Origin of the sequence: Gaiella sp. (assembly GCF_035558935.1) — a bacterium.
Taxonomy (GTDB): domain Bacteria; phylum Actinomycetota; class Thermoleophilia; order Gaiellales; family Gaiellaceae; genus Gaiella.
Genome location: NZ_DATMBZ010000133.1, coordinates 1 through 15,306, shown reverse-complemented (window position 1 = coordinate 15,306; position 15,306 = coordinate 1). Strand labels below are relative to the sequence as shown.

Sequence of the window (15,306 nt, the reverse complement as noted above, 5' to 3'; positions counted from 1 at the left end):
GGCTCGAGGCCGACATCTGGAACGAGCGGGCGGCGGCGATCCAGGCGGCCGGCGAGCAGCCCTCGTCCCAGTCGCTCGCGACGTCCCTGCGCGACCGCCTCGCGCAGGGCGTGGTTCCCGGCGAGCAGCACGCCTAGAGGCCGCGCGCCAGGAGCGCGACGCGTTGCGCGTCGAGCCACGCGAGAAACCGCGGCGGGTCGGTCAGCTCGGGCAGCCGGGCGCTCCGCTGGACGTAGCCGTCCCTGACGCCGAGCCCGCCCCAGCGGTCGAGCAGCTCCGTGTGGACGCGATAGGCGCCCGAGCGGTAGCCGGCGAAGGGAAGGCAGCGGTCGAAGCGCCCCGAGGCGGACGCCGTGCCGTGGACGACGACGTCGGTCTCCCCGATCTCGGCCCTCCGCGTGTGCGCGTTCTCGGCCCACCGCTCGGCAGGCAGGTCACGCGCGCGAACGATCCCGTCGACGGTGAGGAGCCCGATCAGCCCGTAGACGAGACCGCGGTGGTGGACATCGCGCAGCCCGGCGTAGAAGACGAGCAGGTCGCCGGCGCCGAGCTTCTCGCGGATCTGGCGGCCGCGCTCGCGCCGGTCGCCGTACGTCAGGTGCTCGAAGTCGGGGTCGGCGTGCGCGGGCCGGTCCAGCAACGCGGCCGGGAGCTCCACGCCCAGACGGCCGACCGCAGGCGCCAAGCGCGCATACGGCGTCTCGAGACCCGGCCTGACCGGCTCCGGCTCGGGGATCGGGACGTACGCGAACGCTCCGGTGACCGAATCGACCGGCCCGTTCCAGCGGCCCCCCGCCTCGGTGCAGTCGGCGCCGACGCGCACGAGCAGCGCTCTCACCGGTGAGCCTCAGGCGGCGCGGGAGAGGCCGGCGAGCTCTTCGGCGGACGCGTGCCATTCGCCAGCGGCGGCGTTTGCTCGAACCTGCTCGGCGCTCGTGGCACCGGCGATCACCGAGGCGATTCCCGGAGTCGAGGCGAGCCCGCCGATCGCCGCGTCGAGGATCGAGTGGCCGTGGCGCCCGGCCTCGCGCTCGAGCGCCTCGACGCGCCGGAGGTCGTCGTCGGCGATGTCGTCAGCGGCGAGGCGGGTGCCGGCGGGGTGCGGCTCGCCGCGGCGGTACTTGCCGGTGAGGCGGCCGCTCGCGAGCGGGAAGTACGGGATGTAGCCGATCCCGAGCTCCCGGCAGAGCGGCAGCACCTCCGCGTCGTCGTCGCGACGGAGGAGGCTGTAGTGGTTCTGCACCGCGACTACAGTGACGCCGCTCGCGGCCGCCCGCCGTATCTGCTCGGCGTCGACGTTCGAGAGGCCGAGCGTGCGCACGCGTCCCTCGTCCACGAGCTCCTGCATCGCCCCGAGCGTCTCCTCGAGCGGCGTGACGCCGTCAGGGCGGTGGTAGTAGTACAGGTCGATCACGTCGAAGCCGAGGCGCCCGAGAGAGGCAGCGATCGCAGCGCGGACGTGCACGCGGGAGCCGCCGGGGCCGGGCACCGAGGCGTCCTGCCCGAACTTCGTCGCGAGCACGACGTCGTCGCGCCGGTCGGCGAGCACCTCGCCGATGAAACGCTCGCTCTCACCCGAGCCGTAGGTGTCCGCGGTGTCGAGAAACGTGACGCCCACCTCGAGTGCCGCGTCGATCACGGCGCGCGTGGCCTCCCGGTCGAGCCGACGGCCGAAGTTGTTGCACCCGAGCCCGACGCGCGAGACCTCGAGGTCGGAGCTTCCGAGCCGGATCGCCTCCACGACCCTAGGCTACGCAACCCGCGGTGTGGCGCCGCACAACACGCTGCACGACTGCGCGACCCGAACCGCGCCCGGACGCGCGGCTCCGGGATTCTGCGCACTCAGCGGGCGCGGACGCGGACCTCGCCGATCTCCCCGGCGCTCTCGGGCGGCAGGGACGTCACCCACACGACGACGTAGCGGCCGGGGCGCTTCGCCACGGCGAACCGTGTCTGGGCGTTGAGCGTCCTCGCCTTCGCGACGGTGCTGAACGGCCCCTGCGGCGAATTGCCGAGCCGGATCGCGGCCTTGATCCCGGGGGTCGGCGAGTCGACGACGACCTGCTCGACGCGAACGCGCCGCCCGGCGTCGAGCACGAGCCCGACGCCGGTCTTGAAGAAGCGCGCGTACCGCTCCGTTCGCCAGAAGGTGTCCGGACGCCCGTCGACGGCTAGCGGCGCCTCCTCGTCGCGCTCGTGCCCGTCCCCCTCGGGGTCGAACGCCCCGGCCGCGGTGAGCTTCACGAACGGCGCGGGGCGAGGAGGAGCCGGCCGCGGGGTCTTCTTCGGCGGGGTGGTCGTCACCGGTGGGGCCGGAGCCGCCGCCGACGAGGCGCCTCCGTCGTCGAGGCCCTGCTTCACGGCGTAGCCGAGGCCGAGGAGCAGGACCGCGAGGGCGCCGCCGGCGACGAGCCGCGCGGGGGTCCGGCCGTGGCTCATGCGCGGAGGATGATCGACATCCCGCAACGAGTCTACGGTGGGCCTTCGTTCGGCGCCCCGCGGACATCGGGCGACGGCGCAGAGCCCCTTCGAGAGGGGCGTACGCTGGCGTCGTGGCCTTCGCGCGGGCACTCGCGGCCGTGACGGCACTGCTCGTCGGCGTGCCCCTCGTGATCGTCGGCCTGGCGCTCGTCGGGCCCGTCGGGTGGATCGCGGCGGCGGTCGTGCTGCCCCTCGCCACGCTCGGCGTGATCCTCTGGCTGGGAAGGGACCGGCCGGGGGACGCGCCGCCTCGTCGCGAGCCGGACTGAGCCGGTCAGCGCAGCACGGGCAGGGCGGCGGGGTCGAGCCCGAGCCACGTGCGCGCAAGTCGCCCGAGCGTGCCGTCGTGCCGAAGCCGCGCCAGCTGGCGATCGACGTCCGCGGCGGCGAGGCCTCCCCCGCGGGCGACCGCGACGACGAGCCCCTTCCCGTGCCGGATCCGGCCGACCACCGGCCCGAGGACGCGCTTGTGGCCGGCGACGAAGCGACCCGCCTCGTCGGCGGGGACGAGCGCCGCGTCGCAGGCGCCCGTGCGGACTGCGGTCAGGAGGCGGTCGGCGCTCGGAAGGAGCGACGGAGCGCGCTTCGCGTGCAGGGCCGCGGCCGCCTCGGCTCCGTCGCCGCGCACGGCGCAGAGGACGGCACTGCGCAGGTCCGCGAGGCCGCGCGGGCGATCGAGCCCTCGGCGCACGACGACCACGACGTCGGTGGTCAGATACGGGGTGCTCAGGTCGGCGCCGACCGTGCGGCTCGATCCCGGGATCCCGGCGAACGCGAGCTGCCAGTCCGCTGCGCCCGAGGCGAGCAGCCGTCCCGGCGAGGAGACGTGGACGAAGCGCTCGACCCGGCCGCCGAGCCGGCGGGCGAGGATTCTCGCGAGCTCGACCTCGAAGCCGCGCGCGAGAATCACCTCGCGCCCGCGCAGGACGCCCGCCTGGAGCGCGGGGTCGTCGAGGCCCAGGCCGACGACGAGCGACGTCGGCGGCGCTCCGGGGGCAACCGGGGGTGTGGTGTCGTCGGCGAGGCCGGCGGCCGGAAGCGCGAGCGCTGCGAGGACGACGAGGGATGCGGCGAGACGGCTCACGCGTACTCCCGCACGACGTCGACGGGCGTCCCGTACGTCGCGAACGCATACATCAGCGGTGCGTCGCGGGCCATCATCCGGACGCAGCCGTGGGAGGCCGGGTACGCGGGCACCGACGGATATGCGTGCAGCGCGATGCCGCCCGTGAAGTAGCTCGCCCACGGCATCCAGGTCGAGAACGGCACCGACCAGGACATGCGCTCCTTGCGGTAGACGTGGAACGCTCCGCTGGGCGTCCGTCCTGCCGCGCCCGAGGAGATGTGGAAGACGCGCTCGACCCGGTTGTCGACGATCTCGAGCGCGACCTGACGCCCGAGCAGGATTTCCACGCGTTTTCCGGGCCGGTCGAGCATCGGCACGGGACGTGTCGCCCGGTCGAGTGCCGACGTCACCTGCGCGTCGAGGACGCCGGTGCGCGCGAGCCCCGCCCACTTCTGGAAGGCGAGCACCGCGACCGACGTCTCGTCGCCCGGCTGCCCCGTGACGCCCGTCGGTGCCATGAAGCCGAGCGCCGCGAGCAGCTCCTGGACGTCGCGCAGCCCGGATGCCGTCTCCTCGGGAACCGCCTCTCGGACGATGCGCCGCAGGTCGTAGCCGGGGAAGAGCCCGATCGGGACACCGCCCTCGATCCGCACCCGGACGCCGCGCACGCCCGGAACGTCGCGCAGCGTCCGCACGAGCTGGCCGACGCGGGCCTGGAGCGACGTCGCGTCCCGGCCGGACGTGAACCGCGCCGCGAGATCGACAGTGACGACCTGCCGCGAGATCCGGAGATCGCGGATCGCCGTGCCCGTCGGAATCGCGGTGCGAAGGCCCTGCGCCCGCTCCTTCCGGTTCGGCCCGGCGAGCAGCGCGCGCACGATCCCCGGGATTCCCGGAGCCGAGCGCGCCGCCGCGGTCGGCCGACCGTCCTGGAGGAACCACACGTCGCTCGAGAGCGAGCCGCTGCTCGCCCCCGCAGGAGCGCAGACCGCGAGCGCCGCGAGCACGATGACGAGGACCGACGCGCGCGCCACCCGCCGTGAGTTCAGCATGCGGCCGTCGAGTCCTGCCCCCACTCCGTGTCGCACGCTACGCACTTCGGCGCGACGGCGGCGTCACTTGAGAGCGCGTGCGGCTCAGTCGCTCTTCGGCGCCCGGACGACGACGACGGGACACGGGGCGTGGTCGGCCACGCGTCCCGAGGTCGAGCCGAGGAGCGCCTCCTTCAGCGCTCCGCGCCCGCGGTTCCCGACGACGAGGAGGTCGGCGCCCGCAGCGGCGTGGGTCAGCGCGTCCGCGGCGTCGTCCTGGACCAGCGAGACCGTCACGTCGTGATCGTCGCCGAGGACGTCGCGCACCTGGTCGGACGCGATCCGCTCGGCGGCCTCCTGTGACGCCTGGAGCGCGTCGATGCTGTCCGTCCACGCGACCGGTACGAGCCCCGAGTCCGCCGGCGTCGTCACGGGCACGTAGGCCCAGGCGTGGACGGCCTCGACCGTCGCTCCGCGCAGCTTCGCCTCCTCCACCGCCCAGCGGAGCGCGGCCGAGGAGTGCTCGCTCCCGTCGATCCCGACCACGATCCTGCCCGCCATGGCCCTGATCATTGCGAATCCGGCCGTCCCGCGGGCCGTGAACACCGCCTCGGAGGCTCAAGGTGGGGGTTCCGCGCGCCGATTCTGTCCGAGAACAGTGAATCTTCCGACGAACATCACTGCGGCGAGTCCGGAGGCACGCCCCGACGCCGAGGCTGCGCTCGACCCGCTGGTCGAGTCGTACCGCAAGCTCGCGGACGTCTTTCACGAACTCCTTTCGGAGCAGTCGCTCGACGACCTGCTGCAGCGCATCGCGGGCACGGTCGGCGAGCTGATCCCGTACGACGACATCACGTTCTACGAGGCGGACGAGGGTAAACGCGAGCTCCAGGCCGTGTTCGCCTCCGGCAGGGACGCCGAGAAGGTGCTCGCCGACGAGCCGTTCTCGTACGGCGTGGGGATCACCGGCTGGGCCGTCGAGCACCGCGAGCCCGTGCTCGCGAACCGCGCCGAGCTCGATCCGCGCGTCCGCTTCGTGACGGACACCCCGCCCGACCCCGAGTCGCTGATCGTCGTGCCGCTCGTGGCGCGCGGGCGGCTCAAGGGGACGGTCAACATCTACCGCTCCGGGTTCCAGGAGTTCACGGAGGACGAGTTCCTGCTGGCGGTCCGGTTCGGCGATGCCGCCGCGCTCGCGATCGACAACGCCCACATCAGGGCCTCGCTCGAGCGCCAGGCGCAGACCGACCCGCTGACCGGACTCTGGAACCACCGCGCCTTCCACGAGCGGCTCCGGCAGGAGCTCGTGGCGGCCTCGACCGACCAGTCCTCCGTCGCGCTCGTGATGCTCGACCTCGACGACTTCAAGCGCGTGAACGACGTCTACAGCCACGCGACGGGCGACCACGTGCTCTCCGAGGTCGCCGGGATCCTGCTCGGCGCCGTGCGCTCGAGCGACTGCGTCTGCCGGATCGGGGGCGAGGAGTTCGCGATCATCGCGCCGACGAGCGGCCTCGCGGACGCCTTCCGGCTCGCCGAGCGCGTCCAGGAGCAGGTCGCCATGGCGGACTTCGGGCCGGTCGGCCCCGTGAGCCTCTCGATCGGGATCGCCTCCGGGCCGGAGCACGCGGCCAACCCGCGCGAGCTCGTCGCCTGCGCCGAGGTCGCGATGATGACAGCGAAGGCACGCCGCAAGGGCGAGATCGTCGTCTTCCAGGAGGGCGGCCGTGAGCGGCCCGCGGAGACGATCGACTCGCGTCGCGCCGAGTTCCGCTCGATCGCGCACCTGAAGATGCTCCACGGCGTCTCGACGAAGCTCAGCCGGTTGAACGACGTCGCCGAGATCGGCGCGACGATCGCCGACGAGCTCCGGCTGCTGATCGACTACCACAACTGCCGCGTCTTCGTCCGCGACGGCGAGGACCTGCGGCCGATCGCCTTCCGGGGCGACCTTGCCGCCTCGGGTTCGGCGATGGACGTGCTGCAGACGCGTGTCGGCGAGGGCGTCACGGGGCACGTCGCGCTGACGGCGGAGCCGTTCCTCACCGGGGACGCGGCGAACTGCGGGATCGGCGTCCAGATCCGCGGGACGCCGCAGATCGAGGAGTCGCTGCTCGCCGTCCCGCTCCGCTACGGGGCGACCGTCGTCGGCGTGATCGTCGTCTCGAAGCTCGGGCTCGACCAGTTCGACTCCGACGACCTGCGGCTGCTCGAGGTGCTGGCGGGTCATGTCTCGGTGGCGCTCGTCAACGCGCGGCTGTACGAGTCGCAGCGCCGCGAGGCGGAGAGCGCGAAGGCGCTCCTCGAGCTCACGCACGAGCTCTCGGCCGTGACGAACCTCGACGGCGTGCTCACGCAGGTCGTCCGCGGCGCCTCACGGATCATGGGCTCGGCCCGCTGCTCCATCTGGCTGCCGACCCACGACGGCGGCCTGATCTGCACCTCGGCGGTGGGCGACACCGGCTACGCGGCCGTGCAGGGCCGCGTGCTCCCCCCCGACCTCGTGGCGCGGTTCTCTCCGCGCAGCGCACCGTTCGTGACGACCCCGGAGGAATCGGCGCTGATCGCTCGCGCCGTGTCCCTCGAGGCGGCGGCCGCGACGCACGCGATCGTCTTCGTGCCGCTCGACCAGGGCCTCGCGATGCTGGCCGTGGTGGCGGAGTCGGCCGTGCGCTCGCGGGAGCTCGAGCTGCTCGCCGGGATCGCGAGCCAGGCCCGCCTCGCGATCACGAACGCCGGCAGCTTCGCCACCCTCGAGCGCACGTTCCTCTCGACGGTCGAGGCGCTGGCGAACGCGCTCGAGGCGAAGGACTCGTACACGTCGTCGCACGCGCGCTGGATCTGCGACACGGCGATCGACGTGGGCCGCGCCCTCGGCCTCGACGCCGTCCGACTCAAGCGCATCGAGCTGGGCGCGCTCTTCCACGACATCGGCAAGATCGGGATCCCCGCCTCGATCCTCATGAAGCCCGGGCCGCTGACCATGGAGGAGCGGGCGATGATCGAGCGCCATCCGGAGCTGGGCGAGCGGATCCTCGCCCCGATCGACCAGCTCGAGGCCGTGCGACCGATCGTCCGTGCGTGCCACGAGCGCTTCGACGGCCTCGGCTACCCGGACGGCCTGAAGGGCGAGGAGATCCCGCTCGAGGCGCGCATCATCTTCGCCTGCGACGCCTTCCACGCGATGACCACCGACCGGCCCTATCGCGAGGCGCTGCCGGTCGACGAGGCCTTCCGTCGCCTCGTCAGCGCGGGCGGGACGCAGTTCGACCCCGAGGTCGTCCAGGTCTGCCTGCGGGTCCTGAAGCAGCCACCGCGCACCGAGAGCTGAGTCAGCCGACCCGCCGCAGCACCCTGAGCGCGCGGCCGCGAAGCGGCACCTGCGCCCGCGCGGGAAGGGTCGAGCCGTTCGGCGGCAGCTCGGGCTCGCCCGTGCAGAGCTCGTGCGCCCAGCGGCGGCCGAAGCGCGTGGGCGGCAGCACGAACGTGACGGGATCGCGCCACGCGTTGAAGAGGACGATGAAGGAGTCGTCGGCGACCGGCTCGCCGTCGAAGGTCAGCGTCGGGATCTCCGAGCCGTTCAGGAACGCGCCGAGCGTGAACGCGTCCCCGCGCGACCAGTCGGTCTGCGTCATCCGCCGGCCGTCCGGCCGGAACCACCAGACGTCGGGGGCGCCCGAGCCCTGCCGTGCCTCCCCGGTCAGGAACGCCGAGCGCCGGAAGACCGGGTGCTCGCCCCGCAGGCGCAGCAGCCGCTTCGTGAACTCGAGCAGCGCCTGCCCGCGCTCGTCCACGTCCCAGTCGAGCCACGAGAGCTCGTTGTCCTGGCAGTAGGCGTTGTTGTTCCCTCGCTGCGTCCGTCGCAGCTCGTCTCCGGCGAGAAGCATCGGCGTCCCCTGCGAGAGCAGGAGCGTCGCAAGGATGTTGCGCGTCTGGCGGTCGCGCAGCTCGTTGACGTCCGGGTCGTCGGTCTCGCCCTCGACGCCGCAGTTCCACGAGCGGTTGTCGTCCGACCCGTCGCGGTTGTCCTCGAGATTCGCCTCGTTGTGCTTGCGGTCGTACGAGACGAGGTCCCGCAGCGTGAAGCCGTCGTGGCAGGTGACGAAGTTGATCGACGCCGAGGGGTGCCGCCCGTCCGACTGGTAGAGGTCGCTCGAGCCCGTGAAGCGCCGGGCGAACTCGGCGACCGCGGTGTGGCCGCGCCAGAAGTCGCGCATCGTGTCGCGGTACATGCCGTTCCACTCCGACCAGAGGATCGGGAAGTTCCCGACCTGGTAGCCGCCCGGGCCGACGTCCCACGGCTCGGCGATCAGCTTCACCTGGGAGAGCACGGGGTCCTGGTGGATGATGTCGAAGAAGGCCGAGAGCTGGTCGACGTCGTAGAGCTCGCGCGCGAGCGCCGACGCGAGGTCGAACCGGAAGCCGTCCACGTGGCACTCCATCACGAAGTACCGCAGCGAGTCCATGACCAGCCGCAGCACCGAGGGATTGACCGGGTTGAGGGAGTTGCCCGTGCCCGTGAAGTCCATGTAGTGCCGCCGGTCGTCGGGCATGAGCCGGTAGTAGGCGGCGTTGTCGACGCCCTTGAAGGAGAGCGTCGGCCCGAGGTGGCTCCCCTCGGCCGTGTGGTTGTAGACGACGTCGAGGATCACCTCGATCCCTGCGCGATGCAGCGCCTTCACCATCCCCTTGAACTCGCGCACCTGCTCGCCGCGCGACCCCGTCGCCGCGTACCCGGAGTGGGGAGCGAAAAAGCCGATCGTCGAGTAGCCCCAGTAGTTCGAGAGGCCGCGGGCGACGAGGAAGTCCTCGTCCGCGATGTGGTGCACGGGCAGGAGCTCGACGGCGGTGATCCCGAGGTCCGAGAGGTAGGCGATCGCCGCGTCCGATGCGAGGCCGGCGTACGTGCCGCGCAGGTCCTCGCGCACGCCGGGCAGCCGCTTCGTGAACCCCTTCACGTGGAGCTCGTAGATGACCGTCTCGGGCCAGGGGCGGTCGAGCCGGACGTCGCCCTCCCAGTCGAACGCGTCGTCGATCACGACCGAGCGGGGGATCGCGGGCGCGGAGTCCTCGTCGTCGCGGACATCCTCCTGGCCGGGGACGTACGCCAGGAGTCGCGCCTTCCCGAAGCCGATCGGGCCGTCGATAGACTTCGCGTAGGGGTCGATCAGGAGCTTCGCAGGGTTGAAGCGGTGGCCCTGCTCCGGCTCCCACGGGCCGTCGACCCGGTAGCCGTAGCGTTGCCCGGGGCCGACCCCGGGAAGGTAGACGTGCCAGTTGTGCGCGGTCTGCTGGCGCACGTCGATGCGCTCCTCGCGATCCTGGTCGTCGAACAGGCAGAGCTCGACGCGCTGCGCGTTCTCGCTGAAGAGCGAGAAGTTCGTTCCCGAGCCGTCCCAGCTGGGACCCAGCGGAAACGGCGCACCGGGCCAGACCGTGCGACTCACCGGGGCACCCTAGCCGGGCGGTCGGCGGGCGCCGGAGCAGCTACCCCGCGGTCTCCGCGCTGCGCAGGCCGCGGACGACCGGCGGCTCACAGCAGGCCTGAGCGAGACGGATCTCGACGCGGTGCGGACGGGGCTCGGCGCTCTCGAGACGAACGTCCGCCCGGACTAGACAGGCATCTGTTCCGCAGGCGCAAGCCACACCGTGGCCAGCGGCGGAAGCGTCAGCCCGGCCGAGAACGGACGGCCGTGCAGCGGCTCGACGAGCGCCTCGACGCCGCCGAGGTTGCCGACCCCGGAGCCGCCGTACTCGGTCGCGTCGGTGTTCAGCACCTCGCGCCAGTGGCCGCCGAGGGGCAGCGGCACGCGCCAGTGATGACGCACGACGGGCGAGAAGTTGACGAGTGACACGAGCACGCGGGAGCCGTCCCCGGAGAAGCGCGCGTAGGCGAGCACGTTGTCCTCGCGCGCGTCGCCGACGAGCCACTGGAACCCGGCGGGCGCGAAGTCGACCTCCCACAACGCCGGCTCGGCACGGTACGCACGGTTCAAGTCGGCGACGCAGCGTCGGACGCCCTCGTGGAGCGGGTAGTCGAGCACATACCAGTCGAGCGAGCCGGCCTCCGACCACTCCGTCCCCTGTCCGAGCTCGCCGCCCATGAAGAGGAGCTGCTTGCCCGGATGCGCCCACATGTGGCCGTAGAGCGCCCGGAGCGTCGCGAACTGCTGCCACTCGTCGCCCGGCAGCTTGCGCAGCAGCGACTGCTTGCCGTGGACGACCTCGTCGTGCGAGATCGGCAGCACGAAGTTCTCGTCCCAGGCGTAGACCATCGAGAAGGTCAGCTCGTCGTGGTGCCAGCGGCGGTGCACGGGCTCCTTCGAGACGTAGTCGAGCGTGTCGTGCATCCACCCCATGTTCCACTTGAACGTGAAGCCGAGACCTCCGCCCTCCGTCGGCCGCGACACTCCGGGCCAGGCCGTCGACTCCTCGGCGATCATCGCCACGCCGGGATGCGCGGCGTGGACGACGGCGTTCAGCTCCTGGAGAAAGGAGACCGCCTCGAGGTCCTCGCGGCCGCCGAAGCGGTTCGGGAGCCACTCGCCGGGCTCACGGGAGTAGTCGAGGTACAGCATCGACGCGACCGCGTCGACGCGTAGCCCGTCGGCGTGAAACTCCTCGAGCCAGTAGAGCGCGTTCGCGAGCAGGAAGTTCCGCACCTCGTGCCGGCCGTAGTTGAAGACGAGCGTCCCCCAGTCCGGATGGGAGCCGCGGCGCGGGTCGGCGTGCTCGTAGAGCGCGGTCCCGTCGAACCGCGCGAGCGCCCAGTCATCGCGCGGGAAGTGCGCGGGCACCCAGTCGAGGAGCACGCCGATGCCGTTCGCGTGCATCGTGTCCACGAACGCGCGTAGGTCGTCGGGCTCCCCGAGCGTCGCCTGCGGCGCGAAGTAGCCCGTCACCTGGTAGCCCCACGACGGTCCGTACGGGTGCTGCATCACCGGCATCAGCTCGACGTGCGTGAAGCCGAGCTCGACGACGTGCTCCGACAGCTCGTCGGCCAGGTCGCGCCAGCCGAGCCCCTGGCGCCACGATCCCGCGTGAACCTCGTACACCGACAGCGGAGCCGTCAGCGGATCGACGGCCGCGCGGCGCGCGAGCCACTCGTCGTCACCCCAGGCGTGCCGTGAGCGATAGAGCACCGAGGCCGTCTGCGGCGGCGGCTCCGCCCGGACGGCGAACGGATCGGCCTTGAGCCGCGTGTGCCCGTCCGCGCCGCGCACCGCGAGCTTGTACGCGTGCCCCTCGCGGGCCCTTCCGGCGGCGCCGGCCCATACCCCCGAGGACGCCTGCGGCACGAGCGGATCCGTACCCTCGCTCCAGTCGTTCCAGTCGCCCACGACCGACACCCCGCGTGCGTTCGGCGCCCAGACCGCGAAGCGCGCCCCTGCGTCGTCGTCGAGCAGATGGGCCCCGAGCCGTTCCCAGAGACGCTCGTGACGCCCCTCGCCGAGGAGGTAGAGGTCGAGCTCGCCGAGCGGCTTCACGGCGTCGTCTCCAGCAGGCGGAGCAGGCCGACGACGGGGATCGAGGCCCAGCCCGGCCGGTTGCGCGCCTCGTAGCGCAACTCGTAGACGAGCTTCTCGAGCTCGAAGAGCGCCAGGAGCCGGTCGAAGCCGCTCCGGCTCGGCGGGAGGAACCGCTCGTCGGCGGCCGAGAGATAGCCGTCGATGAAGGTTCCCCGGCACCGCTCCAGCCACCCCTCGGGCGGCTCGACCGCGTTCTGGAGCACCGACGCGTCGGCGGCATACGCGAAGGAGCGGGTCATGCCGGCGAGATCGCGCAGCGGCGAGCGCTTGCGGCGCCGCTCGGGCAACGACCGCGCAGGCTCGCCCTCGAAGTCGATCACGACCCAGTCCCCGGCCGGGGTCCAGAGGACCTGGCCGAGGTGGTAGTCGCCGTGCGTCCGGATCGCGAGACCGGCGGCTCCGGCGGCCGCGAGCTCCTGCACGAGGTCGCGCAGGTCCTCGGCGCGGTGCGCGACGGCGCCGAGCGCGTCGTCCTCCGGTAGCGATGCGAAGGTCGAGGCGATCTCCTCGTCGATCGCCGCCGCGAGCAGCCCGAGCGACTCGCCGCTCGGCTCCTCGGGCGCGAACGCCGAGTCGCTGTCGTTCGCGGCGAGCGCCGAGTGGAGTGCCGCGGTCACCTCCCCGAGCCGCCACGCACGGTCGGGCAGCCAGCTCGGGTCGTCCGAGAAGGAGTCGAGGGTCAGCTCCCAGCCTCCGCCGAGCGACGGAACGAGCGCCGTGACGGCGGCGAGCGCGGTCTCGAGCGGCGGGCCTTCGGTCTCGAGCGCCCCTTCGAGCCGCGGCGCGTTCCCGAAACGGCGCGCCGCGAGCGCGCGGAGCAGCTCGAGCTCGGGGTTCGGCCCCGCCTCCAGCCGGCGGTAGAGCTTCAGGACGTGCAGCTCGTCGAGCACGACCGAGCTGTTCGACTGCTCGACGCCGAGAGGTCGCACGCGGGCACCCTCCGCCGGAACGCCCGCGAGCGCGGCGATCCGCGTCGCGACCTCGGCTCGCTCGAAGACTTCCGCGGGCTCGTCCTCGCCGCCGAGGGCGACGAGGTAGTGCTCGTGCGTGCCGGCCGCGAACCGCACCTCGACGATCGCGAGCGCGAACAGGCCGTCCTCGACCGGGACGCCGACCACCTCGGCGTTCTCGAGCGTGCGGCCCTTCGCGGCGAACCAGCGCGCGTCGGCGATCAGTGCGATCAGCTCGTCGCTCGAGAGGGTGGTCGGATCACGCATCCGGCTCCTCCTCCGGCAGCAGGAACCAGAAGAAGCCGCGCGGCCCGAACGTCAGGAGGTACGGCAGGTCGCCGATCGGCGGGAACGAGGTCCTCCCCGTCATCTCGATCGGTGTGCGTCCCTGGAAACGGGAGAGGTCGAGCTCGACCGCCTGCGCCGACCGGGCGAGGTTGTGGACGCAGAGCACCGTGTCCCGGTCGCCCCGGCGGACGTGCGCGAAGATCCGAGGGTTCGACGTCCCGAGCGCCTCGTAGGACCCCAGCCCGAACACGGGGTGCTCCTTCCGCAGCGCGACGAAGCGCTGCAGCCACCGCAGGAGCGACGTCGGCGAGCGCAGCTGGGCCTCGACGTTGACGGACTGGAATCCGAAGACGGGGTCCATGAGCGGCGGGAGGTACAGCTGGGCGAAGTCGGCGCGCGAGAAGCCGCCGTTTCGGTCCCCCGTCCACTGCATCGGCGTGCGCACGCCGTCGCGGTCGCCGAGATAGACGTTGTCGCCCATCCCGATCTCGTCGCCGTAGTAGAGGACGGGCGACCCGGGGAGGGAGAACAGGATCGCGTGCATCAGCTCGATCTCGTCGCGGCCGCCGTCGAGGAGCGGCGCGAGACGGCGGCGGATCCCGAGGTTGAGCTTCATCCGCGGGTCCATCGCGTACTCCGCGTACATGTAGTCCCGCTCCTCGTCGGTGACCATCTCGAGCGTCAACTCGTCGTGGTTGCGCAGGAAGAGGCCCCACTGGCAGTGCTCGGGAATCGGCGGCGTCCGGTCGAGGATCTCGACGATCGGGCGTGCCTCCTCACGCCGCAGCGCCATGAACATGCGCGGCATGACGGGGAAGTGGAACGCCATGTGGCACTCGTCGCCGTCGCCGAAGTAGTCGACCACGTCCTCGGGCCACTGGTTCGCCTCCGCGAGCAGCACGCGGTCCGGGTACTCGGCGTCGATCGCGGCCCGCACGCGCTTGAGGAACGCGTGCGTCGCGGGGAGGTTCTCGCAGTTCGTCCCCTCCTCCTCGTAGAGGTACGGGACCGCATCGAGCCTGAACCCGTCGAGCCCGAGGTCGAGCCAGAAGCGGAGCGCGTCGATCATCGCCTCGCCCACCTCCGGGTTCTCGTAGTTGAGGTCGGGCTGGTGGTGGTAGAAGCGATGCCAGAAGTACGCACCGCGCTCGGGGTCGTACGTCCAGTTCGACTGCTCGCTGTCGACGAAGATGATCCGTGCGTCCTCGTAGCGGTGCACGGTGTCCGACCAGACGTACCAGTCGGACTTCGGGTTGTCGGGCCCGAGCCGCGACTCCTGGAACCACGGGTGCTCGCTCGAGGTGTGGTTCATGACGAAATCGGTGATGACGCGCATCCCGCGCTCGTGCGCCGACTCGACGAACGCCGCGAACTCGTCCGTCGTCCCGAACTCGGGCGCGACCGAGAGGAAGTCGGAGATGTCGTAGCCCCCGTCCCGGAGCGGCGAGGGATAGAACGGCAGGATCCAGATGCAGTCGATGCCGAGCCACTGCAGGTAGTCGAGCTTCTGCCGCAGGCCGCGGAAGTCGCCGTTGCCGTCGTCCGACGAGTCGAAGAACGCCCGCGTGTGCAGCTCGTAGAACACCGCCGTCTTGAACCAGTCCGGCTGCGTCTCGAACCAATGTTCGGCGCCGCTCATCGTTTGTCCGCCGAGCAGGATTCGGCAGGAGCCGAATCCTGCGGCTCGATCCCCCGCCTTCGGCGGGGGCATTTCCCTGAAGGCGTCGGCTTCGCCGCCGCAACCCCCTCGCCGCGGGATGCAAAAGCTGAAACCAGCGGCTTCATCCCCCGCCTTCGGCGGAGGCATATCCCTGAAGGCGTCTGCTTCGCCGCCGCAACTGCGTCCCTGCCGCTCACCGAGCGAGCTCCAGCACGTGCGCCTTGCCCGGGCCGAGGCGGACGTAGTTCCGCGCGCCCCAGTCGTATGTCTCGCCCGTCAGCCCGTCGACGACGTCGACGCG

12 protein-coding genes and 1 pseudogene are annotated in these 15,306 nt (G+C 72.0%); 2 read left to right on the top strand and 11 right to left on the bottom strand.

Going from position 1 to position 15,306, the window contains the following annotated elements:
• Positions 1-133: 133 nt before the first annotated feature.
• The 3 genes from VNM44_RS12800 to VNM44_RS12790 form a co-directional block, all read right to left on the bottom strand.
• Entirely contained in the window at positions 134-838 is a 705-nt protein-coding gene (locus VNM44_RS12800; protein ID WP_325626272.1) for a hypothetical protein, read from the bottom strand.
• A 9-nt stretch (positions 839-847) separates the two neighbouring features.
• Positions 848-1,741 (bottom strand): aldo/keto reductase, encoded by an 894-nt coding sequence (locus VNM44_RS12795; protein WP_325626271.1) that lies wholly within the window; start codon positions 1,739-1,741, stop codon positions 848-850.
• 101 nt (positions 1,742-1,842) lie between these two features.
• On the bottom strand, positions 1,843-2,439 hold the full coding sequence (locus VNM44_RS12790; RefSeq protein ID WP_325626270.1) for a hypothetical protein: 597 nt from the start codon (positions 2,437-2,439) through the stop codon (positions 1,843-1,845).
• Positions 2,440-2,552: 113 nt separating this feature from the next.
• Between VNM44_RS12790 and VNM44_RS12785 the strand changes: the two genes are divergently transcribed.
• On the top strand, positions 2,553-2,750 hold the full coding sequence (locus tag VNM44_RS12785) for a hypothetical protein (protein ID WP_325626269.1): 198 nt from the start codon (positions 2,553-2,555) through the stop codon (positions 2,748-2,750).
• A 5-nt stretch (positions 2,751-2,755) separates the two neighbouring features.
• Here the strand turns inward: VNM44_RS12785 and VNM44_RS12780 are convergent, their stop codons facing one another.
• The 3 genes from VNM44_RS12780 to VNM44_RS12770 are packed head-to-tail and all read right to left on the bottom strand — an operon-like array spanning position 2,756 to position 5,139.
• Positions 2,756-3,565 carry a substrate-binding periplasmic protein gene (locus VNM44_RS12780; protein WP_325626268.1) on the bottom strand — a complete coding sequence of 270 codons (810 nt, stop codon included), beginning with the start codon at positions 3,563-3,565 and terminating at the stop codon, positions 2,756-2,758.
• On the bottom strand, positions 3,562-4,623 hold the full coding sequence (locus VNM44_RS12775) for a L,D-transpeptidase family protein (protein ID WP_325626267.1): 1,062 nt from the start codon (positions 4,621-4,623) through the stop codon (positions 3,562-3,564). Before VNM44_RS12775 ends, VNM44_RS12780 begins: the two co-directional genes overlap by 4 nt.
• A 60-nt stretch (positions 4,624-4,683) precedes the next feature.
• Positions 4,684-5,139, bottom strand: coding sequence for a universal stress protein (locus VNM44_RS12770; RefSeq protein WP_325626266.1), 456 nt, complete (start codon positions 5,137-5,139; stop codon positions 4,684-4,686).
• A 97-nt stretch (positions 5,140-5,236) separates the two neighbouring features.
• Here VNM44_RS12770 and VNM44_RS12765 point away from each other — a divergent pair, with 97 nt between their 5' ends.
• Positions 5,237-7,909, top strand: coding sequence for a diguanylate cyclase (locus VNM44_RS12765; RefSeq protein WP_325626265.1), 2,673 nt, complete (start codon positions 5,237-5,239; stop codon positions 7,907-7,909).
• Position 7,910: 1 nt separating this feature from the next.
• On the opposite strand, the gene glgX is transcribed toward VNM44_RS12765, so the two are convergent.
• The 5 genes and pseudogenes from glgX to VNM44_RS17135 all read right to left on the bottom strand — a co-directional run.
• Positions 7,911-10,025: a glycogen debranching protein GlgX gene (gene glgX, locus VNM44_RS12760; protein WP_325626264.1), complete on the bottom strand. Its 2,115-nt coding sequence runs from the start codon at positions 10,023-10,025 to the stop codon at positions 7,911-7,913.
• 165 nt (positions 10,026-10,190) lie between these two features.
• The gene (gene glgB, locus VNM44_RS12755; RefSeq protein WP_325626263.1) at positions 10,191-12,065 is read right to left on the bottom strand and encodes a 1,4-alpha-glucan branching protein GlgB; all 1,875 of its coding nucleotides are present in this window, start codon (positions 12,063-12,065) and stop codon (positions 10,191-10,193) included.
• Entirely contained in the window at positions 12,062-13,324 is a 1,263-nt protein-coding gene (locus tag VNM44_RS12750; protein WP_325626262.1) for a maltokinase N-terminal cap-like domain-containing protein, read from the bottom strand. The genes glgB and VNM44_RS12750 overlap by 4 nt, the downstream gene beginning before the upstream one ends.
• Complete coding sequence (gene treS, locus VNM44_RS12745; RefSeq protein ID WP_325626261.1) at positions 13,317-14,984, bottom strand: maltose alpha-D-glucosyltransferase; 1,668 nt, start codon at positions 14,982-14,984, stop codon at positions 13,317-13,319. Before treS ends, VNM44_RS12750 begins: the two co-directional genes overlap by 8 nt.
• Before the next feature lie 214 nt (positions 14,985-15,198).
• Positions 15,199-15,306, bottom strand: a pseudogene (locus VNM44_RS17135) (alpha-amylase); the annotation flags it as partial.